Source organism: Amycolatopsis methanolica 239 (genome assembly GCF_000739085.1).
In the GTDB taxonomy this organism is placed as follows: Bacteria; Actinomycetota; Actinomycetes; order Mycobacteriales; family Pseudonocardiaceae; genus Amycolatopsis_E; species Amycolatopsis_E methanolica.
The window spans coordinates 3,943,006-3,963,178 of record NZ_CP009110.1 but is presented as its reverse complement, the minus strand read 5'-3'; the positions used below and the strand labels follow the sequence as shown (position 1 = coordinate 3,963,178).

Genomic DNA, 20,173 nt, shown 5'->3' with positions numbered 1-20,173 from the left:
CTCAGCCGGCGCGGAAGTTGTCGCCGGCGAACACCAGCAGGTACGGCAGGGTCGCCCGCGCCGTCCGCCAGGTGTGGCTCAGGCCGGGTTCGACGTGCACGACGGCCCGCTGCCCGTCGGCGGCGAGCTGGCCGGCGAGGTGCCGGGCCCGGTCCAGGTCGCCGCCGTCGTGCGACCCGGCCGCGAGGAACACCGCGACCGGGTCGGGGAAGACCATGCCGGGCAGGTAGTCCCGTGGCGTGTTCCGCTCGATCGCCGCGCGGTCGCCGTGGAACTCGGCCCGGATGTCGCCGGGTGTGTCGTAGGGCAGGGTCAGCAGCAGCACCCCGAACTCGCCGGTGTGGTGCAGGCCGGTGTTCAGCGCGGCGAACGCGCCGCCGGACATGCCACCCAATGCGCGATCCGCGCGGTCCCGGATCGTGCGGTAGCGGCTGTCGACCGCGGGCACCACGACACCGGCCAGGTAGGTCTCCAGCCGCGGACCCCCCGGGACGTCCAGCCCTTCCCAGTCGCGCTCGGGCTGCCCGGCGGTCAGGTCGACGCTCACGACGATCATCGGCGGGATTGCGGCATCCCGGTACAGCCGGTCCAGCGCGCCGGGTGCGTCGCCCGCGGTCAGCCAGTCCTGCGCGGACCCGAACGGATACCCGTGCACGAGGTAGACCACCGGGTACGACCGCTCCGAGCTCGCGTATCCCGGCGGCAGCAGCACGTACGTCCGGCCACTGGGGATGCCGTCGGCCGGGTCGGCAAGGTCGAACGAGTCGAGCAGGGGAGCGCTCTGGCCGGCGGGGACGGCCCGGCCGGCGGCCGCCGAGCTGCTGCCGCCGCCGTCGTCGAACAGCCGGCCAAGGGCGCGGCCGGGCGCGCCGCCGCGATCGAGGAGCACCGCCAGGTCGTGCCCGGTGCGGATGTACCCGACGTAGGTGTTGAGCCCGGTCAGGCCCGCCAGCAGCGCGCAGCACACCGCCGCGATCACGGCCCGGCGGCGCGCCCGGCGCGACCGGACGGCGAGGCCGGCCAGGACGAGTGCCGCCGCCGCGAAGCCGAGCCAGATCAGCGGCGACTCCAGCGGCCCCGCGGCGCGGCAGTAGCGGGCCACGTCGGCCGGGACGACCACATCAGTGGTCATGGCGCCGACATCCGGTAGCCGACACCCCGCAGGGTGTGGATGAGGTCCGGTCCGAGTTTGCGGCGCAGATAGCCGATGTAGACCTCGACGATGTTCTCGTCGCCGTCGTAGTGCGCGTCCCACACGTGGGTGAGGATCTCCCGTTTGCTCAGCGCCTCCCCGCGCCGCCGCAGCAGGAACTCCAGCAGCCCGAACTCGCGCGCGGTCAGCTCGACCTCCCGGTCGCCGCGGTGCACGGTCCGGGCCGCCGGGTCCAGCCGCAGGTCGCCCAGGGTGAGCACGGCAGGCCGTTCCGGCGCGCCGCGCCGCAGCAGGGCCCGCAATCGGGCGAGCAGGACGACGTAGGAGAAGGGCTTGGTGAGGTAGTCGTCGGCGCCGAGGTCGAACGCGTCGGCCTCGTCGTACTCGCCGTCCTTCGCGGTCAGCACCAGCACCGGCGTCCAGATCTCGTTCTGCCGCAGGCGCTTGAGGAGCTCGTACCCGGACATCCCGGGCAGCATGAGGTCCAGGACGATGACGTCGAAGCGCTGCTCCCGCGCCAGCCACAGCCCGTCCGGCCCGCTGTGCGCGACCTCGGCCGAGAACCCCTCCGCGGTCAGTCCTTTGCGGAGGGTCTCGGCGAACGCCCGCTCGTCCTCGACGACCAGCACGCGCATCAGGGTTGCCTCCTTCGCGGCAGCCGGATGCGGAACTCGGCGCCAGGATAGGCCGGGTCGGTGCTGTCCACGCACTCCGCGCAGCCGCCGTGCCGGCCGGCGATCCCCGCCACGATGGCCAGCCCGAGCCCGGCCGATCCGCCGCTGCCGGGAGCGCCGTGGTGCCGGGCGTCGTCGCGCCGCACGAACCGCTCGAAGATCCGCTCCCGATCCCGCTCGGGCACGCCGGGCCCGTCGTCGCTGACCACGACCACGGCGGTGTCGCCGTCGGTGGCGGTGCGCACCTTGATCCGGCCGGCCGCGTGCTCGCACGCGTTGTCGACGAGGTTGCGCACCGCGCGGCGCAACTGGGCGGCGTTGCCGGTGACCTTCACCGGCTCGGTGCGGATCTCCACGCGCACACCGGCGGTGGCGCGGGCCCGTTCGGCCTCGGCGCGGGCGAGGTCGTCCAGGTCGACCTCGCCGGAGGGCGGGTTGTCCGTCGCGTCGTCGGTGCGCGCCAGCAGCAACAGGTCGTCCACCAGTTCGCGCAGCCGGCTGGTCTCCCGCGACACCACGGTGACCAGCTCGTCCTTGCTCATCGCGGCGGGGTGGTGCTCGGCGACCTCGAGCGCGGTGGCCATGGTGTTGACCGGGGACCGTAGCTCGTGGCTGGCGTCGGCGACGAACCTGCGCTGTGCTCCCTGGGCGGAGGCCAGCCGGTCCAGCATCGAGTTCAGTGTCACCGCGAGCCGGTGCACCTCGTCGCGGCCGGGCGGCAGCTCCACCCGGCGTTCCAGGTCCCGGGTGGTGATTTCGGAGACGGTGCGGCGCATCCGCTCCACCGGGCGCAACGCCGAGCCCACCGCGCGGTGCACGGTGAACGCCGAGATCGCCAGCAACGGCAGCGCCGCCGCGGCGAAGAGCAACGACAGGCGCGTCAGCGCCTCGGTCACCGGCGCCAGCGAGCGCGCCGACACCACGGTGTAGGGACCGCCGGGACCGGCCACCCCGGTCGACACGAGGCGGTAGTCCTCGCCGGTCCCGTTCACCGTCACGCTCACGGTCTCCACGATCTCGTGGCCCGGCGCCGGCCGCACCGGCGTCAAGGGCGGCAGCCCGGCCAGGGCCGGGTCCGCCGTGACCACCCGCCCCTGCGCGTCGAGGACCTGCAGCACCGAGGCCGAATCCCCGCTACCCGCGACGTCGGCGCCGGTCAGGTCACGGGTCCCTTCCCGCGCGATCTCGTGCACGACCTGGCGTCCCGCGCTGCGGGCATCCTCGGTCGTGGACTTCTCCAGGGACCAGCCCAGCAGCAGCACGACTCCGGCCCCCGCCACCACGATCGCCGCGGCGACGACGGCCACCGCCACCACCGTGGTCCGGGTGCGGACACCGAGACGGGACAGGAGGTGCGCCATGCCAGCAGGGTAGGGAAAGCCGGTCACCACCGCGCCCCGCCACGGGCGGCGCGCAGCCGTTCCCGCCGCAGCTCGTCCACCTCGGGCAGCGGCAGGTCCGCCGGCGGCGAACCGGTCACCCAGCCGATGAGCAGATCGGCCAGCGCGGGATTGCGCGCCAGGGCCGGGCCGTGCAGGTAGGTCGCGAGGACGTGACCGGTGACCGCGCCGTCGGTGCCGTCCCCGTTCCCGGTCCCCGTGCGCACCCGGCCCAGTGGCCGGCTGCCGGGGCCCACCGTCGTGACCCCGAGGTGGTTCTCGAATCCGGTGAGCGGTCCCGCGGGGGTTTCCACGACGATCTCCCCGACCGCGCGCCGCTTCCCCGGGCCGGTCACCACGTCGAGCAGGCCGAGCCCGTCGTGGCGGCGGCCGTCGCCGGTGCGGAACGACGTGCCCAGCACTTGCAGCCCGGCGCAGACTCCGAACACCACCGCACCCCGCGCGGCCGCTCGCCGCAGGCCCGCGTGCTCGCGCAGATAGTCGGCCGCCAGCTCCTGCCCCTCGTCCTCCCCGCCGCCGAGCAGGTACACGTCCAGGCTGTCCGGCACCGGGTCGCCGTAGTGGACCTCCACGACGTCGGCCGGCATGCCGCGCCACCGCATGCGCTGGCGCAGGACCACCGCGTTGCCCGAATCGCCGTAGGTGCCCAGCACGTCCGGCAGGACGAGCCCGATCCGCACCGCCGAGTCAGCCATCGGCGCTCCGCGGTGCCAGCTGCCGGAAGGCGGTGTAGTTCGCGACCAGCTCGACCGGGCCGGGATCGAGCGCGGCCACGGCGCGAACCGGGTCGGGACACCGGAGGTGCGCCACACCGGCGTAGGTCAGGCGCACCGCCAGGTCCGCCGAGCGTTCCCCGGCCGCCACCACCGGGCGGCCGCGCAACCGCTCGAACGGCACGTCCCACAGCCACGACAGGTCGCGCCCGTCCGCCTCGCGCCCGTTGACGGCGATGACGACCGGCGCCCGGTCGTCCAGCAGCGGCAGGGTTTCGCGCCACCCGGCGGGGTTCTTCGCGAGCAGCAGCCGCACCGGGTGCCCGCCGAGGACGGTGCGCCGGTACCGCCCCGCGACCTCGGTGATCGTGGCCAGGCGGGCACCGGCCGCGCCGGGATCCACGCCGAGCAGCGCGGCCGCCGCGACGGCCATGACCGCGTTCGACGCGTTGGCCCGGCCCGGCAACCGGAGCTCCAGCGGAACCGTCCGGCCCCCGGCGTCCACGGCCCGGTCGCCGGCGAGCACCCAGTCCGGGCGCGGCCGCGCGAGCCCGCACCGGCAGCGCCAGGCGGGACCGTCGTGGTGGATCGGCCGTCCGCACCGTCCGCACGCGAGCGCGTCCGCGGTCCAGCAGCCGCCCGTGCTCACCCAGACCGGCCGGGCCGAGGCCGTCGCGGCGGAGGTGGCCAGCGGGTCGTCGCAGTTGGCGACCACGGCGGTGCCCGGCAGCGCGCCGATCGCCTCCCGCAGGGCGCGCTCGACCGTCCGCACCTCGCCGACGCGGTCGAGCTGGTCGCGGCTGAGGTTGAGCAGCACCAGGCACGCCGGCCGCAGCCGCTGGGCCACCTCGGCCACGTAGTTCTCGTCGACCTCCAGGACCGCGAGCGGCGCGTCCGGACGGTCCACCAGGGCCGTGATCACCCCGTCCGGCATGTTCGCGCCGTCGCGGTTCGCCGCGACCGCGCCCAGCGGCTCCAGGATCCGGGTCAGCATCGACGCGGTGGTGGTCTTGCCGTTCGTGCCGGTCACCAGGACGACGGTGCGGTGACGGCCGAGGTGGTGCAGCACGTCCGGGTCCAGCGCGGCGGCGATCCGGCCGCCGACGACTCCGCCCGCTCCCAGCCCGAGGCGGCGGGATCCGCCGGCTGCCGTCCGTCCGAGCGCGACCGCCACCCGGGCGCGCCGGGGCAGCCGGGGCGCGGTCCGGGCTCGCCGTTCGTCCAGGACCGGGGAACCCAGGGGCACGGGCGATCTCCTTCGAGGCGGGGTCGGCTCGGCCCCACTGTGCGCCGTGGATGCTGTGCGGACCCTGAGAACGGGTCCGCGCGCGCCGCGGCCAGACCGCTTCCGGGTCACTCTAGGCCCGGTTTCCTGAGTGGACGCTGAACGCTGTCTTGCCTGGTAGGGGCGTCGGAACCCAGGTGGAACGCGGTTAGATTGAGTGCGTGCACGCCTCCACGATCCGCATCGACACGCTCCCGTTCGTCCTCGTCGTGGCCGTCGTGGCGCTCGGCTGCGCCGCCGCGGTGCCGTGGGCCTGGGACCGCTGGCGCCGTCGCGTCGCCGGCCGGGTCGCCACCACCGTGGTGGCGGTGGTGGCCGTGGTGCTCGCGTGCGGATCGGCCGTGAACGCGGCGGGCAGCTTCTACCCGACGCTCGGGTCGTTGCTGGGCACCTCGCCGGACCCGGCCGAGGGCACGGTCGCCGAGGCCGGGCCGGACGGGCGTGACCTCGGCCGCGCACTGGGCACGGCGAGCGCTCGCGCGGGCAACGCGCTCGGGTCGCTGGTGCACCTCACCGTGACCGGCAAGCGCACCGGCCTGACCCGGGACATCGACGTCTACCTGCCCGCGGTGTACACCGCGCCGGACTGGGCGGGCTTCCGGTTCCCCGTTGTCGAGTGGATCCCGCATTTCCCGGGCGAGCCCCGCCAGGTCGCCACCCTCTACGGCCTGCCCGGGCAGCTCGACGACGCGATCGCCGCCCACCGGCTGCCGCCGGTCGTGGTGATCGTGCCCGACCCCAACGGAGAACCGCGGCTGACCCACGACTCGGAGTGCGTGGACGCGGCGGGCGGGCCGGCCGACGACACCTACCTCTCGGCCGACCTGCGGTCGTGGGCGGTCGACCACCTGCGGGTCCGCGGCGACCGCGAGGGCTGGGCCACGGCCGGGTGGTCCTCGGGCGGCTACTGCGCGCTGGACCTCGCGGCCCGGCACCCGCAGTGGTACGCGAGCGCGGTCAGCATGAACGGCTACGACGCCACCCCGCACGACGCCGAGACCGGCGACCTGTTCCACGGGCGCGAGGACCTGCGCCGCGCCAACGACGTCTCCGCGGTGCTGCGCGACCACCCGGCCCCGCTGCGGCTCCTCGTCACCGCGGACGCCGCCGCGGGCGACGAGTGCGCCGCCCTGCGGCGCCTGCAGGCTGCCGCGACGCCACCGGCGGAACTGACCGCCTGGGTGCTGCCGATCGCCGGCCACAACCTCGCCGCCGTTCGCGCCGAGCTGCCCGCCGTGCTGGACTGGCTCGACACCCAGCTGGGCAACCCCGTCGCAGCGTCCGGCCCGGGTGACGTCCAGCAGTACGCGGGCGGCATCCCGGCATGGCCCCTGCCCGACACCGGAACTCCCGGAGCGCTCCATGGCACCGACACCAGTCTCTGACCCCGTGATCCGACGGCCCGTGCCGCGGTGGCGGTCCAAGGCGGGCGGTGTGGTCGCCACCGTCGTCCAGCTCGGCGCGGTGGCGTCGGTGGCGCTGCTGGTGTCCGGCGGGAACCACGACTTCTACCGCTGGACCGTCGGGCTGTTCTCCCTGATCAACATCCCGGCCGACGCGAACATCTTCATCGCGCTCGTCCTCGCCGTGCTGGGGGCGGCACTGCGGCGACGCAAGCGCGCCGCGCTGAACACGCTCATCCTGTTCCAGGTCGCCGGGCTGCTCATGGACGTGGCGTTCCAGATGGTTCTGCTGTGGGCGCCGCACGTGCTGGTGCTGCCGCGCCGCGCGCCCGAGCACCTGCCGGCCACCCTGTGGGCGCTGACCGGCGCCGAGATCGCCGCGGTCGCCCTGATCGCCCTGCTGCTGGCGTTGCGCCCGGCCTTCCCGGCGCGGCTGGCGCCGGGCGCGTGGAAGCACGCGCTGGGAGTCGCGCTGGCCGGGTTCGGCGCGACGATCCTGTTCGGCTGGGGCCTGCTCGCCGTCTTCCCCGGCACCCTGACCGGTCTCGGCGACGCCTTCGCCTGGGCGGTCAACCACGCGACCGGCGAGCTCCTCCAGCTCAGGCGGCTCGGCGTGCGGGAGGGACCGGCCTGGATCGACGCCCTCCTCGACGTCGGCGCCACGCTGTCCGCGGTCGCGACCCTGTGGGTGTTCTTCCGCGGCGTCCGCGGGCAGCAGCGCCGCACCGACGACGACGAGCTGCGCCTGCGTGCCCTGCTGGCTGAGCACGGCGAGGACGACTCGCTCGGCTACTTCGCCACCCGCCGGGACAAGTCGGTCGTCTTCGATCCGAGCGGCCGGGCGGCGGTGACCTACCGGGTGCTGGGCGGGACCAGCATCGCCAGCGCCGACCCGGTCGGCGATCCGGACGCCTGGCCGCAGGCCATCGGGGCCTGGCTCGCCGAGTCGCGGACTTACGGCTGGGCCACCGGTGTGCTGGGCGCGAGCGAACGCGGCGCCCGGGCCTACGTGCGCGCGGGCCTGAAGGCGCTGGAGCTCGGCGACGAGGCGGTCCTCGACGTCCGCGACTTCAGCCTCGCCGGCCCGCAGCGCCGGTCGGTGCGTCAGGCCGCGCGCCGCATCGAGCGCGCCGGGTACACCGCGCGGATCCGCCGCCACGCCGACATCCCGCGGTCCGAAATGGACGACCTCCTCGCGCACGCCCAGCGGTGGCGGGACGCGCGGACCGAACGCGGCTTCTCGATGGCGCTGTCCCGGCTCGGCGACCCCGCGGACGGCCGGTGCGTGATGGTGGAGGCGTTCGACGCGCACGGGAACCTGCGCGGCCTGCTGTCGTTCGTGCCGTGGGGACGGCGCGGGCTGTCGCTGGATCTGATGCGCCGCGACCGCGAGGCCGAGAACGGGCTCAACGAGTACCTGATCGTGCAACTCGTCCGGGCCGCCGGGGAGCTGGGTGTGCAGCGCATCTCGCTGAACTTCGCCATGTTCCGCGCCGTGTTCGCCGCCGGTGAGCGGATCGGCGCCGGGCCGGTGCTGCGCGCCTGGCGCGCGCTGCTGGGCCTGGCGTCCCGGTTCTTCCAGCTCGAATCGCTGTACCGGTCCAACGCGAAATACGGACCGGACTGGGAACCGCGCTTCCTCTGCTACAGCTCGGCGCGGCGGCTCGGCCGCATCGGCCTGGTCGCCGGCGCGCTGGAGGGTTTCCTGCCCACGGGTGTGGGAGCGGGGCGCCGCGCCATCTCCTCCGACGGCGTCGACGAGGCTTTCCTGGCGCGTCTGCGCGAGATCGAGGCGGTCCGCCCGCAGCCGCGCCCGGTGCGCCGCCCCGAGCAGGTGCGCGTCCGGATCGCCAAGCTCGACCGCCTGCGCGAGTCGGGGATCGACCCCTACCCGGCCTGCTTCGACCGCGACACCTCCCTCGCCGCGGTGCGCGGCGAGTTCGGCGGCTTGCCGCCGGACACCCACACCGGCCGCAAGGTGCGCGTCGCGGGACGGGTGACGGCGATCCGGGACCTCGGCGGCGTCTGCTTCGCGCGAATCCAGGACGGCGATTCCCACCTCCAGCTGGTCCTCGGCGACGATCCATTGTGGCGGGACGGGGTCGATCTCGGCGACCACGTCGGCGCGACGGGCGAGGTGATGACCTCGCGGCGGGGCGAGTTGTCGGTGATGGTGTCGGACTGGACGGTGACGGCGAAGTGCCTGCACCCGTTGCCGGACAAGCGGAAGGGCCTCACCGACCCGGAGACGCGGGTGCGGCAGCGGTACCTGGACCTGATCGTCAACCCGGCCGCGGCGGACATGTTGCGGTTGCGCAGCGCGGTGGTGCGCTCGGTGCGTGACGGGTTGCAGGCAGGCGGTTTCCTCGAGGTCGAGACCCCGATGCTGCAGGCGGTGCACGGCGGGGCGAACGCGCGGCCGTTCGTCACCCACATCAACGCCTACGACCAGCGCATGTACCTGCGGATCGCGCCGGAGCTCTACCTCAAACGGCTGTGCGTGGCCGGTGTGGCGAAGGTGTTCGAGCTCAACCGCAACTTCCGCAACGAGGGGGTGGACGCCACCCACAACCCCGAGTTCACGATGCTGGAGGCCTACCAGGCCTACGCCGACTACGAGACGATGCGGGGGCTCGCGCGGTCGCTGATCCAGGACGCGGCCGTCGCCGCCTACGGCGCGCCGGTGGCGCGCCGCCCGGACCTGGGCGAGGTCGATCTCTCCGGCGACTGGCCGGTCGTCGGCGTGTACGAGGCGGTGTCCCGTGCGCTCGGCGAGACCGTCACTCCCGGCACCTCGGCGGACGATCTGCGCCGCTGGTGCCGGGCGGCCGGGGTGCCCGCCGACGACGGGGCGGGGCACGGCGACCTCGTCGGGAAGGCGTTCGAGCACCTGGTCGAGCCGGCCACGGTCGAGCCGACGTTCTACACCGACTACCCGGCCGAGACCTCGCCGCTGACGCGCGCCCACCGCCGCGATCCCCGCCTCGCCGAACGGTGGGACCTGATCGCTTTCGGCGCGGAGATCGGCACCGCCTATACCGAGCTGACCGATCCGCTGGAGCAGCGCCGGCGCCTGGAGGCGCAGTCGCTGCGGGCTGCCAGCGGCGACATCGAGGCGATGGAACTCGACGAGGACTTCCTGCTGGCGCTCGAGCACGGGATGCCGCCCACCGGCGGGCTCGGCATCGGGATCGACCGCCTGGTCATGATGCTGACGGGGGCCTCGATCCGGCAGAGCCTGGCGTTCCCGTTCGCCCGGCCGGGTCCGCGTCCGTGAGGTGGCCGGGGTCAGGGCAGGAACAGTGTGGAGTCGCCGAATTCGTGCCACAGGTAGTGGTGTTCGAGCGCCGCGTCGTAGGCCGCTGTGACCAGGGGGCGCCCGGCGACCGCGGCGAGCAGTCCGAGGTGGCTGGCCTCAGGCGCGTGCAGGCCGGTGACCAGCCCGGTCACCACCCGCGGTGGCCGGGCGGGCCCGAGCACCAGCTCGGTCCACCCGGTCGCTGCGTGCATTGTGCCGCCGGGTTCGGTGGCGCTCTCCAGCGCCCGGACGACGGTGGTGCCGACCGCGATCACCCGCCGGCCGGCGGCGCGCGTCAGCTCGACCAGCCGCGCGGTCGCCTTGGGCACGGTGAACCGTTCGGCGGCCGGTGGTTCGTACAGTTCTGGGCTGGAGACCCCCGCGTGCAGGACGATCGGGGCGACGACGACGCCGCGGGCGATCAGGCGCACCAGCAGCGGCGCGGTGAACGGGCGCCCGGCGCTGGCCATCTCGGCGCTGCCCGGCTCGGACGCGTACACGTTCTGGTAGTCCCGCAGCGGGAACCGCCCGGCGAGGTAGCCGTAGCCGATCGGGCGGCCGTGCCGGGCCAGGTAGTCCCGCACGGGCACCTCGGGCGTGACCGCCGCGCGCCAGAGCCGTGCGCTGGTGAACGGCTCGACGAGCGTCAGGGTGACCCCGTCGGGCAGGCGCATCCGCTCGCCCGGGTGCACCGAGAGGTCCGGGCCACTGCCGTCCGCGAGCCGCACCTCGACCACCCAGCCGCCGTCATCCAGGGTCGTCGAGAGGTGCACGGGCGCCGGATTTCCGTTGCCGCGCACCGCATCCAGGGCGGCCGGCACCGTGGCGGAGGTGTTGACCACGACGAGGTCACCCGGCTCGACGAGGTCCGGCAGGTCGCGGAACCGGTGGTGCTCGATCCGGCCTGGCCGGGCGACGAGCAGCCGCACCGCGTCGCGCGGCACGCCCCGGTGTTCGGGCGGCGCCGTCGCCTCGCTGTCCGGCGGCAGCGTGAAGGGGATGGTCACGGCAGGATGTCCCGTGCCACGTAGCGCCCGCTCGGCAGGTCGCCCTCGGCGAGCCGCAGCAGCGCGGGCACGACCGTCTGCGGCGCCGGCCGGCCGGAGACGTCCTCGCCGGGGAACGCCTGCTGCTGCAGGTCGGTGTTCATGTCGCCCGGGTCGCACGCGTAGACCCGGACGTCCGGCTCCTCGGCGGCGAGGACGGCGGTGAGCTGGTCCAGGGCGGCTTTGGCCGAGCCGTAGCCGCCCCAGCCCGCGTACGGTTCGACGGCGGCGTCCGAGCTGATGTCGATGATGCGGCCGCGGCGGCGGCGCAGGCCCGGCAGCAGCAGCTGGATCAGCGCCAGAGGAGCGATCGTGTCGATCGCGTAGACGCGTTCCAGCGCGGCGAGCGGGTAGTCGGCCAGCGGCGGCTGCGGGCTGGGGCCGAGCGCGCTCGCGTTGTTGACCAGCAGGTCCACCCCGTCCGGAGCGGCCTCGGCGAGGGTCGTCCGGTGCCCGGGGTCGGCGACGTCGCCCGCGACCGCGGTGACGCCGGAAACGCCGGCGAGCGCGCGCTCGAGCCGGTCCCCGTCGCGCGCGTCCGCGATCACCCGCCAGCCGCGCCGCGCGAGCGCTCCGGTCAGGGCGAGTCCGAGCCCGCGGGAGGCCCCGGTGACGACCGCGGTTCTGTCGTGTGCCATGTCGTCAGCATGAAACCTCCAGTTACCTGGAGGTCAAGGGAAATCTCCGCGCGTATCGCGGGGCGCTGACCAGGTCTTCGCGCGCGTCGTGAGAACACGTTGGGGGTGGCGCCATGGCGTGGTCTGTTCCAACGGTACAGCCCGTGGAAGACCGCGCATGCACGGTCGCGGTCGTGGGACCGTGGATGGCACCCCCTGCTGGGGCCTCGGAAAATGGGGCGCACGCCCGCGGCCGACAGCTACCAGGTCGAACTCACAACGGTGGCCATCGTCCTCTGGCTCCGATGACCTACCGGACAGTCCCTAGGTCTAAAACTGACAGAGGTTGTTGACAGTCTGGGCTCCTGATCTAGGAAGGGAGCTCATGGCTGAGCGAGTGTGGAGTGAGAAGGACCTGGCCAGGCGCGCGAACCGGCGTCTGGCTGTGCTTGGTCGTGCTGAGGAGGTCAGCGGCAATGTGGCCGCGACGTGCCGCTACTACGGCATCAGCCGCAACATCTTCTATCGGTGGAAACGCCGTTACGAAGAACACGGGCTGGAGGGGCTCAAGGACCGCTCGAGCGCGCCGATGCGCAGCCCGAACGTGACCCATCCCGAGGTGGTGGGCAAGATCATTCACCTGCGGCAGCACTATCACTTCGGCCCGCTGAAGATCGCGATGTACTCGCGCCGCTACCACGACGTGGCCATCAGCCAGTCCGGTGTGTGGCGGATCCTCAAACGGCTGGGCATGAACCGGCTGCCGGCCTCGCAGCGCTACGAGCGGCACCAGCAGCGCTGGAAGTGCTACGAGAAGCAACGGCCCGGCCACCACGTTCAGATCGATGTCAAGTTCATCGAACCCATCACCACGGGAACCGCCAAGCGCAAGCGGTACTACCAGTACACCGCCATGGACGACTGCACGTGACTGCGGGTGCTGCGCATCTGCCCTCGGTCGGACCAGAAGACCGCGATCCAGTTCCTGGACTACGTGCCCTCCCGGCTGCCCTTTCAAGTCGAGAAAATCCAGAGCGACAACGGCGCTGAGTTCCAGCCCGCGTTCCACTGGCACGTGCTCGACAAAGGCATCGGCCACCTACATCCGCCCGGCCACACCCCGGCTCAACGGCAAGGTCGAGCGCTCCCACCGCATCGACACCGAAGAGTTCTACCGTCTCCTCGACGGCGTGGTCATCGACGACGCGGGGGTGTTCAACGACAAGCTCAAGGAACGGGAGGACTACGACAACTACCACCGACCCCACGGCGGCCTCGGCGGCCAAACCCCCTATGAGAGGCTGCTACAGAAGTCCCAAGCCCAGCCTGTCACCGGCCACCGTCAGTAGCACACCTAGACGGCCAGGTAGCTGTCGCTGCTGAACGCCACGGTCTGGTTGAGCGAGCCCTGGCCGGCCAGCTCGGAGGCCTGGCGCGCGATGCCCAGGTCGGCGGCGGCGAGCGCGGAGATCTTGGCGGGGTCGATGGATTCGTCCGCGTCGGCGAAGATGCAGTTCCCGTCGACCGCCGCGACCACCGTGTCCGGCACCCCGGCGACACTGTCGCGGAGGCCGCGCAGTTCGGCGGCCAGTGCGTCGAAGTCCACCACTTGTCCGTCTTTCTCCGTCAGCGGGCACGAGGTCTCGGTGAACGCGCCTTCGCGTCCACGAAGTGTCAGAACATGGCGTGAAAATCGGGCGTACATCATCACTACTCGCGGTCGGTGCAGGCGGGTTGATCAAACCGCGTACAAGGCCTTCGGGTGAGATTGCTCTTGCCCTGTAATGTAAAACGTGACGACACCGTGCAGGACTCACGGTCCACGCGGCGCCGTGGTGTCTGATCTTCCGAAGTGGACATGACAGGCCACAACGCCGAAATCAGTCCGGAAAGGACAGTCGATCAGCGAGGGCAGCGCGGTCCGGTGATAGCGTTTTCGCTCTCAACACCACGGGATGCGGAAAGCGCATTCAGCGGTGCGCCTGTGCGGGCGGCACGCCGTACCGGCGCCGGTAGGCGGCCGCGAACCGGCTCGCGCTGGAGAAGCCCCAGCGCGCGGCCACCTCGCTGACCGTGCTCCCGGAGGCGGCCAGGTCCGCGTCGGCCCGCTGCAGGCGGATCCCCAGCAGGTACTCGGTCGGGCTGCAGCCCACCCACTGCCGGAACCCCTCCTGCAGGCGGCGGACGCTGGTGCCCGCGACCTCGGCCATGTCGCCCGCCGTCCAGGGGCGGCCCGGGTCGTCGTGCAGCTGGTCCAGCACCCGGTTGATCGCCCGCGGGCGCGGCGCCGGGCCCGCGCCGGCCTCCGGGCACCCGGCCAGCAGGAAACTCGCCGCGAGCGCGCCGGCCAGCTGGTCGCGCACGACGTCGCCAAGCAGGCCGGGCTCGTGCAGGTTCGCCGCCAGGCTGCCGACCAGCTGACGCCACGCGCGCCCCTGCCCGGCGGCCAGGTCGAGCTGATCCGGCAGCTCGCCGCGCAGCGTGACGCGGTCGCCGCCGAGCACCCGCTCGGCCTCGCGGTCCAGCCACCCGCTGTCGAACTTCACGCCCAGCACCGTGCAGGTGGCGTCCCAGTGGCTGATCAGCGAAGGCGTGTCGGCCCGGAACACCGTCGCCTGCCCGGACACCGACACCACCGGCCCGTGCCTGCCACGGCTCTCCAGGTGCCCGGTCAGCGGCATGTTGATCTCGTAGGCGCCGGGGTAGTCGCACGCGACCCGCACGTCGGCGCCCCACCCGACGTGCCCCACCAGCACCGGCCCGAGGTCGAGGGTACGCAGCGTCAGGCGCGGATCGCGGCCGCCGCCGAGCGGCTGCAGCTCGTGCGGGAAATACGCCTCCGCCACCTTCCGGGACGCCTGGTGCCAGTCCCGGGGCGGCGCACTACGCCGTGCGGGCATGCGCAGGAGGGTATCAGAGACAGACGTCCCGAACTCGCCGCGCGATCCGTGCCGGGACCGCGCGAAGCGTGTCGCGCCGCGGGTCAGGGCTGCCTAGCCTCCCGTCTCATCCCGGACAACGACGTGGGAGGACACCGCGATGACGACGACCGAACGGCCCGATCTCGCCTGGCTCGACGAGGTCACCATGACGCAGCTCGAGCGCAACCCGTACGAGGTGTACGAGCGGCTGCGCGCGGAGGCGCCGCTGGCTTTCGTGCCGGTTCTGGGGTCCTACGTCGCCTCGACCGCCGAGGTCTGCCGCGAGGTCGCGACCAGCCCGGACTTCGAGGCCGTCATCACCCCGGCCGGCGGCCGCACCTTCGGGCACCCGGCGATCATCGGCGTCAACGGCGACATCCACGCCGACCTGCGCTCCATGGTCGAGCCCGCCCTGCAGCCCGCCGAGGTGGACCGCTGGATCGACGACCTGGTGCGGCCCATCGCGCGCCGCTACCTGGAGCGGTTCGAAAACGACGGGCACGCCGAACTGGTGGCCCAGTACTGCGAGCCGGTCAGCGTCCGCTCGCTCGGCGACCTGCTCGGCCTGCAGGAGGTCGACTCGGACAAGCTGCGCGAGTGGTTCGCCAAGCTGAACCGCTCCTTCACCAACGCCGCCGTCGACGAGAACGGCGAGTTCGCCAACCCCGAGGGCTTCGCCGAGGGCGACCAGGCCAAGGCCGAGATCCGCGCCGTGGTCGACCCGCTGATCGACAAGTGGATCGAGCAGCCCGACGACAGCGCCATCTCGCACTGGTTGCACGACGGCATGCCGCCTGGCCAGACCCGCGACCGCGAGTACATCTACCCGACGATCTACGTGTACCTGCTCGGCGCGATGCAGGAGCCCGGCCACGGCATGGCGTCCACCCTGGTCGGCCTGTTCAGCAGGCCCGAGCAGCTGGAGGAGGTCGTCGACGACCCCACGCTGATCCCGCGGGCGATCGCCGAGGGCCTGCGGTGGACCTCGCCGATCTGGTCGGCCACCGCGCGCATCTCCACCAAACCGGTGACCATCGCCGGTGTCGACCTGCCCGCCGGCACCCCGGTGATGCTGTCCTACGGCTCGGCCAACCACGACACCGGCAAGTACGAGGCGCCCTCGCAGTACGACCTGCACCGCCCGCCGCTGCCGCACCTCGCCTTCGGCGCGGGCAACCACGCGTGCGCGGGCATCTACTTCGCCAACCACGTCATGCGGATCGCGCTGGAGGAGCTGTTCGAGGCCATCCCGAACCTGGAGCGCGACACCCGCGAGGGCGTCGAGTTCTGGGGCTGGGGCTTCCGTGGCCCCACTTCGCTGCACGTCACCTGGGAGGTGTGAGGTGACGTTCGCGGTCAGCGTCGGGGGCAGGCGGGTCGACTGCGAGCCCGGCCAGACCCTGCTGGAGGCGTTCCTGCGCGGCGGGGTGTGGATGCCCAACTCATGCAACCAGGGGACCTGCGGCACCTGCAAGCTCCAGGTGCTCTCCGGCGAGGTCGACCACGGCGCTGCGCCGGAGGACACCCTCAGCGCCGACGAACGCGCGGCCGGACTGGCGCTCGCCTGCCAGGCCCGGCCGCTCGCCGACACGGAGGTGCGCAGCACCTCAGAGGCCGGACGCGTCACGCACCCGCTGCGCGACCTGACGGCCACCGTGCTGGAGGTGGCCGACATCGCGCGCGACACCCGCCGGGTGCTGCTGGGCCTGGCCGAGCCGCTGGCGTTCGAGGCCGGGCAGTACGTCGAGCTGGTCGTGCCCGGCTCCGGCGCGCGGCGCCAGTACTCGCTGGCCAACACGGCCGACGAGGACAAGGTGCTGGAGCTGCACGTCCGGCGGGTGCCCGGCGGGATCGCCACCGACCGCTGGCTCTTCGACGGGCTCACCGCAGGCGACCGGGTCGAGGCGACCGGGCCGCTGGGCGACTTCCACCTGCCGCCGCCGGACGAGGACGACGGCGGCCCGATGGTGCTCATCGGCGGTGGCACCGGGCTGGCGCCGCTGGTCGGCATCGCCCGCACCGCGCTGGCCCGGCATCCGTCGCGGGAGGTGCTGCTGTACCACGGGGTGCGCGGCGCGGCGGACCTGTACGACCTCGGCCGGTTCGCCGAGATCGCGGAGCAGCACCCGGGCTTCCGGTTCGTGCCGGTGCTGTCGGACGAGCCGGATCCGGCGTACCGCAGCGGTTTCCCGACCGACGCGTTCGTGGAGGACGTCCCCAGTGGACGCGGCTGGTCCGGGTGGCTGTGCGGCCCGCCGGCGATGGTGGAGGCCGGGGTCAAGGCGTTCAAACGGCGCCGCATGTCGCCGCGGCGGATCCACCGGGAGAAGTTCACGCCGGCCTCGTGAGGACTTCGAGGGTGACGGCCGTGGTGTCGCCCGGGTGCAGGCCCTCGGCTTCCCGGACGGCGCGTTTGACCGGCAGCACGTAGCAGCCGCGCGCCTTGTCCGGGAAGACCGAGGTCGTCCACGTGGTCGCGCCGACCCGGACGCGCACCCGCACCGAGCCGAAGCCCGGGCGGCTGCCCTCGGTGAGGTCGCTGATCTCGTCCGAGGCGTCGGCGGGCAGGCTCACGAACGTCCAGGTGTCGGCGCGCCGCGCGTCCCACACCCAGAGCTCTGCGTCGAAGACGATGTCCACCCGCGGAGCGTCTCACGGGGCACCGACAGTTTCGGGGCGTGCGTGCGGTGCCGGTTCACCGGGGCGACCCGGATTCATGCCGAGGCGACCGGACCGGCGGGTGCGCCGGAGGTGGTGTGCGTGCACAGGTTGGGCTGCTCGCACCGGTACTTCCGGCCGCTGGCGCGCATGCTGGGGGAGCGGCTGCGGGTGAGCGCGGCGGACCCGCCGGGTTTCGGCCGCACTCCGGGGCCGCGCCGGGCGCTGGATGTGCGCGGGTTGTCGATGGCGCTGGCGGAGTGGTTGCGTGAAACCGGGCGGGGCGGCTCGGTGCTGGTGCCGAACTCGGCGGGGTGCCAGATCGTGGTGGACCTGGCGGTGCACGCGCCGGAGCTGCTCGGCCCGGTGGTGCTGATCGGCCCGAGCACCGGCCGGACGGCGCCGTCGCTGGTGCGCCAGCTCGGCCGGCTCGTCGCCGACGCGCCGCGGGAACGGCCGTCGCTGCTGGTGGTGCTCGCCTGGGACTACCTGGTGTGCTGGCCGCGGCGGCTGGTCGCCACCGCCCGGCACCTGCGTGACGACCCAGTCGAGACGAAGCTGCGGCACCTGACCACTCCGGCGGTGGTCGTGCGCGGCAGCCGGGACCCGATCGCGTCCCGGGTGTGGGCGCGGGACATGGCGGCGCGGCTGCCCGCCGGCCGGTACGTGGAGGTCCCCGGCTTCGCGCACGCGCTGAACCATTCGGCGCCAGTGGAGGTGGCGCGGTTGGCTGAGTCTCTGGTGGGAAGTGTGCCGGGGTGATTCAGTCCTTGGCGGGCAGCGCGCCGGCGTAGGACACGCCCCGCGTCACCCACTCGTGCAGCCGCGGCCCGGTCCGGACGACCGCGGCGTCCACCCGGAGCCACCCGCGCATCTCGCGGCCGCGCATCACCATCGGCTGGACGCCCTCGCCGAGGAGGCGCTCACCCTCGTCCGGCTCGACGCGCACCAGCAGGCCGCCTTCCGAACTGGCCGCGACGGCCATGTTGCCGTGGACGAGGAACGCCAGCCCGCCGAACATCCGCTTCTCGCGCACACCGTCCACACCGGACAGCAGGTCCCGGATGCGGTCGGCGAGTTCGTGGTCGTAGGCCATGTGCCAGTATCACCGCCGTTTGGGTTTGCCGCGCCTGGTCGGGCGGCGCGGCTGGTTCCGGCGCGGCGCCGACTTGCGCTCCTCCGCCGGGCGCTTCGCCTTGGACTGCTTCGGCGCGGGCGGCCGCCCGCGGGTGCTGTTGACCGTGCGGCCGCGGACGATGCCGATGAACAGCTCCATCTCCTCGGTCGTCTCATCCTCCGGCCAGGACAGCGCGACGCGTGACTGGGGGACGCCGGTGACCGGCCGGTAGGTCAGGTCCCGCCGGTGGTGCAACCGCGCGAGGGACTGGGGCACCACCAGCACCCCGACGCCGGCCGCGACCAGTTCGATCGCGTCGCCGGTGGTGGCGGGGCGCTCGAGGGCCGGCTTGCCGGGCGGGTGCGCCCAGTCCAGGGTGTCGTCGAGCGGGTGCAGCACCAGCTCGTCGGCGAGGTCGTCGGCGGTGATCTCGTCCGCGGCGGCCACCAGGTGGTCCTTCGGCACGACCACGACCGTCGTCTCGGTGTAGAGGGGGATGGCGTGCAGGCCTTCGCGGTCGGCGGGCAGGCGCAGCAGCACCGCGTCGAGCTCGCGGTCGCGGACTCGTCCGGCCGCCTCCGCGGCGGTGACCTGCACCAGCTCCAGCGGGACGCCGGGGCTGCGCTCCGCCCAGATCCGCACCCACTTGCCGGGTGTCACCCCGGGCACGTACCCGAGCGTGAAGGACTCTGCCACCTGGCCAGGCTACCGGGCGTGACCGGCGTCGTTACGCGGGACGGCGAACCGGGTGATCAGGAACGCCTGCCGGACGACGGCGCGACGGCACGGTTCGCTCGCCGGACCCGGGGGCGCCAGGACGGGAACACCGCCTCGTAGCACGAGTAGCCACCGCCGTGCTGGCCAGTGCGCTGACTTCGTCGGGCGGGAGGAAGGCGGCTTCGACGGTGCCCGGGGCGACGCGGACCCGCGGCCGGCCGTCGACCGGACTGCTGCACGCGACCAGGCCGGGCAACGCACCGGACGATGGCCCCCAGCTTGGCGTCCATGCCGGGAAGTTTGGCGGGGGCGAGGAAATCCGGATGACACGGTTGACGCAACTGCTTGGTTGCCATAACTTGGCAACCAAGCAGTTGCGACACAGGAGGCGTCATGGCGTTCCCGGACCGCATCGAGCGCGTCGTCGAGCTCGGCCACCCGCCCGCGAAGGTGTGGGCCGCGCTCACCACCGCCGAGGGGCTCGGCACCTGGTTCGGCCAGGAGGCGTCGATCGACCTGCGCCCTGGTGGCGCGGGGGAGCTGAAGTGGGACAACGGTTTCCGCCAGTACCTGCGCGTCGAGCGGGTCGAGGAGCCGCGTGTCTTCGGCTTCACCTGGCGGATCTATGGCCTGCCCGACGACGACCCGCGCCGGACCTACGTGGAGTTCACCCTCGAACCGGCAGGCGCGGGCACGCGGCTCACCGTCGTGGAGACCGGGTTCGCCCAGCTGCCGGACGACACGCACCGCGAGGCCTTCGGCGGCAACACCGGGGGCTGGGCGCGGGAACTGGACGAACTGGCCGGCTACCTCGATGCAGCGTGATGCCGAGGCCGTCGCCGAGCAGGTCTTCGCCGCGCTGGCCGATCCGACGCGGCGGGCGATCCTGGCCGAGCTGGCCGCGCAGGGCCCGGCCACGGCCACCGACCTCGCCGGCCGCCTGCCGATCACCCGGCAGGGCGTTGCCAAGCACCTCGCCCTGCTCGCCGAGGCCGGGCTCGTCACGGCCGAGCCGGGCGAGCGGCGGCGGGTCCGCTACCACCTCCGGACGGCCCCGATGCAGGTGACGCAACAGTTCCTGGCCGCGCTCGCCCGGGACTGGGACAACCCGCTCGCGAAACTGCGCGACCACCTGGACGGCACAGCGTGATCATCCGAAGTGGAAGGTGGA

At 73.3% G+C, this 20,173-nt stretch carries 19 protein-coding genes and 1 pseudogene; 8 read left to right on the top strand and 12 right to left on the bottom strand.

The window, feature by feature from the left end; genetic code table 11:
* Position 1: 1 nt before the first annotated feature.
* Genes AMETH_RS19275 through AMETH_RS19255 form a run of 5 tightly spaced genes read right to left on the bottom strand, consistent with a single transcriptional unit; the run spans position 2 to position 5,186 of the window.
* Positions 2-1,132, bottom strand: a complete 1,131-nt coding sequence (locus tag AMETH_RS19275; protein ID WP_017982771.1) for an alpha/beta hydrolase — start codon at positions 1,130-1,132, stop codon at positions 2-4.
* Positions 1,129-1,788 carry a response regulator transcription factor gene (locus AMETH_RS19270; RefSeq protein WP_017982770.1) on the bottom strand — a complete coding sequence of 220 codons (660 nt, stop codon included), beginning with the start codon at positions 1,786-1,788 and terminating at the stop codon, positions 1,129-1,131. Before AMETH_RS19270 ends, AMETH_RS19275 begins: the two co-directional genes overlap by 4 nt.
* Positions 1,788-3,188 (bottom strand): sensor histidine kinase, encoded by a 1,401-nt coding sequence (locus AMETH_RS19265; protein WP_017982769.1) that lies wholly within the window; start codon positions 3,186-3,188, stop codon positions 1,788-1,790. The genes AMETH_RS19270 and AMETH_RS19265 overlap by 1 nt, the downstream gene beginning before the upstream one ends.
* Before the next feature lie 23 nt (positions 3,189-3,211).
* On the bottom strand, positions 3,212-3,922 hold the full coding sequence (locus AMETH_RS19260; RefSeq protein WP_017982768.1) for a type 1 glutamine amidotransferase: 711 nt from the start codon (positions 3,920-3,922) through the stop codon (positions 3,212-3,214).
* A complete protein-coding gene (locus AMETH_RS19255) occupies positions 3,915-5,186 on the bottom strand; it encodes a MurT ligase domain-containing protein (RefSeq protein ID WP_017982767.1) in 1,272 nt (423 codons plus the stop codon). The genes AMETH_RS19260 and AMETH_RS19255 overlap by 8 nt, the downstream gene beginning before the upstream one ends.
* Before the next feature lie 200 nt (positions 5,187-5,386).
* Here AMETH_RS19255 and AMETH_RS19250 point away from each other — a divergent pair, with 200 nt between their 5' ends.
* Together AMETH_RS19250 and lysX are read left to right on the top strand one after the other, a co-directional pair.
* Positions 5,387-6,610 (top strand): alpha/beta hydrolase-fold protein, encoded by a 1,224-nt coding sequence (locus tag AMETH_RS19250; protein WP_017982766.1) that lies wholly within the window; start codon positions 5,387-5,389, stop codon positions 6,608-6,610.
* Positions 6,611-6,614: 4 nt separating this feature from the next.
* On the top strand, positions 6,615-9,905 hold the full coding sequence (lysX, locus tag AMETH_RS19245; RefSeq protein WP_017982765.1) for a bifunctional lysylphosphatidylglycerol synthetase/lysine--tRNA ligase LysX: 3,291 nt from the start codon (positions 6,615-6,617) through the stop codon (positions 9,903-9,905).
* 11 nt (positions 9,906-9,916) lie between these two features.
* Here the strand turns inward: lysX and AMETH_RS19240 are convergent, their stop codons facing one another.
* On the bottom strand, positions 9,917-10,933 hold the full coding sequence (locus AMETH_RS19240) for an S-adenosylmethionine:tRNA ribosyltransferase-isomerase (protein WP_017982764.1): 1,017 nt from the start codon (positions 10,931-10,933) through the stop codon (positions 9,917-9,919).
* The gene (locus tag AMETH_RS19235; protein ID WP_017982763.1) at positions 10,930-11,610 is read right to left on the bottom strand and encodes an SDR family NAD(P)-dependent oxidoreductase; all 681 of its coding nucleotides are present in this window, start codon (positions 11,608-11,610) and stop codon (positions 10,930-10,932) included. Before AMETH_RS19235 ends, AMETH_RS19240 begins: the two co-directional genes overlap by 4 nt.
* A gap of 364 nt (positions 11,611-11,974) precedes the next feature.
* On the opposite strand from AMETH_RS19235, the pseudogene AMETH_RS37010 reads away from it, so the two are divergent.
* Positions 11,975-12,938 (top strand): annotated as a pseudogene (locus AMETH_RS37010) (IS481 family transposase).
* A 5-nt stretch (positions 12,939-12,943) separates the two neighbouring features.
* On the opposite strand, the gene AMETH_RS19225 reads toward AMETH_RS37010, so the two are convergent.
* Together AMETH_RS19225 and AMETH_RS19220 are read right to left on the bottom strand one after the other, a co-directional pair.
* Positions 12,944-13,195, bottom strand: a complete 252-nt coding sequence (locus tag AMETH_RS19225; RefSeq protein WP_223842865.1) for a roadblock/LC7 domain-containing protein — start codon at positions 13,193-13,195, stop codon at positions 12,944-12,946.
* A 364-nt stretch (positions 13,196-13,559) separates the two neighbouring features.
* Positions 13,560-14,489, bottom strand: coding sequence for an AraC family transcriptional regulator (locus AMETH_RS19220; protein WP_026153165.1), 930 nt, complete (start codon positions 14,487-14,489; stop codon positions 13,560-13,562).
* Positions 14,490-14,628: 139 nt separating this feature from the next.
* On the opposite strand from AMETH_RS19220, the gene AMETH_RS19215 reads away from it, so the two are divergent.
* Both AMETH_RS19215 and AMETH_RS19210 read left to right on the top strand, forming a co-directional pair.
* A complete protein-coding gene (locus AMETH_RS19215; RefSeq protein ID WP_017982758.1) occupies positions 14,629-15,852 on the top strand; it encodes a cytochrome P450 in 1,224 nt (407 codons plus the stop codon).
* Between the two features lies 1 nt (position 15,853).
* Positions 15,854-16,858 (top strand): 2Fe-2S iron-sulfur cluster-binding protein, encoded by a 1,005-nt coding sequence (locus AMETH_RS19210; RefSeq protein ID WP_017982757.1) that lies wholly within the window; start codon positions 15,854-15,856, stop codon positions 16,856-16,858.
* Here AMETH_RS19210 and AMETH_RS19205 read toward each other — a convergent pair.
* A complete protein-coding gene (locus AMETH_RS19205; RefSeq protein ID WP_017982756.1) occupies positions 16,842-17,150 on the bottom strand; it encodes a DUF1905 domain-containing protein in 309 nt (102 codons plus the stop codon). The two genes, AMETH_RS19210 and AMETH_RS19205, sit on opposite strands and share 17 nt — an antisense overlap.
* A 120-nt stretch (positions 17,151-17,270) precedes the next feature.
* Between AMETH_RS19205 and AMETH_RS19200 the strand changes: the two genes are divergently transcribed.
* Positions 17,271-17,930: an alpha/beta fold hydrolase gene (locus tag AMETH_RS19200; RefSeq protein ID WP_223842864.1), complete on the top strand. Its 660-nt coding sequence runs from the start codon at positions 17,271-17,273 to the stop codon at positions 17,928-17,930.
* A gap of 1 nt (position 17,931) precedes the next feature.
* On the opposite strand, the gene AMETH_RS19195 is transcribed toward AMETH_RS19200, so the two are convergent.
* Together AMETH_RS19195 and AMETH_RS19190 are read right to left on the bottom strand one after the other, a co-directional pair.
* On the bottom strand, positions 17,932-18,264 hold the full coding sequence (locus tag AMETH_RS19195) for a TfoX/Sxy family protein (protein ID WP_017982754.1): 333 nt from the start codon (positions 18,262-18,264) through the stop codon (positions 17,932-17,934).
* A gap of 9 nt (positions 18,265-18,273) precedes the next feature.
* Complete coding sequence (locus AMETH_RS19190; protein WP_017982753.1) at positions 18,274-18,981, bottom strand: LysR substrate-binding domain-containing protein; 708 nt, start codon at positions 18,979-18,981, stop codon at positions 18,274-18,276.
* A gap of 414 nt (positions 18,982-19,395) precedes the next feature.
* Here AMETH_RS19190 and AMETH_RS19185 point away from each other — a divergent pair, with 414 nt between their 5' ends.
* Both AMETH_RS19185 and AMETH_RS19180 read left to right on the top strand, forming a co-directional pair.
* Entirely contained in the window at positions 19,396-19,827 is a 432-nt protein-coding gene (locus AMETH_RS19185; protein WP_017982752.1) for an SRPBCC domain-containing protein, read from the top strand.
* Complete coding sequence (locus tag AMETH_RS19180; RefSeq protein WP_017982751.1) at positions 19,817-20,152, top strand: ArsR/SmtB family transcription factor; 336 nt, start codon at positions 19,817-19,819, stop codon at positions 20,150-20,152. The genes AMETH_RS19185 and AMETH_RS19180 overlap by 11 nt, the downstream gene beginning before the upstream one ends.
* Positions 20,153-20,173 lie beyond the last annotated feature (21 nt).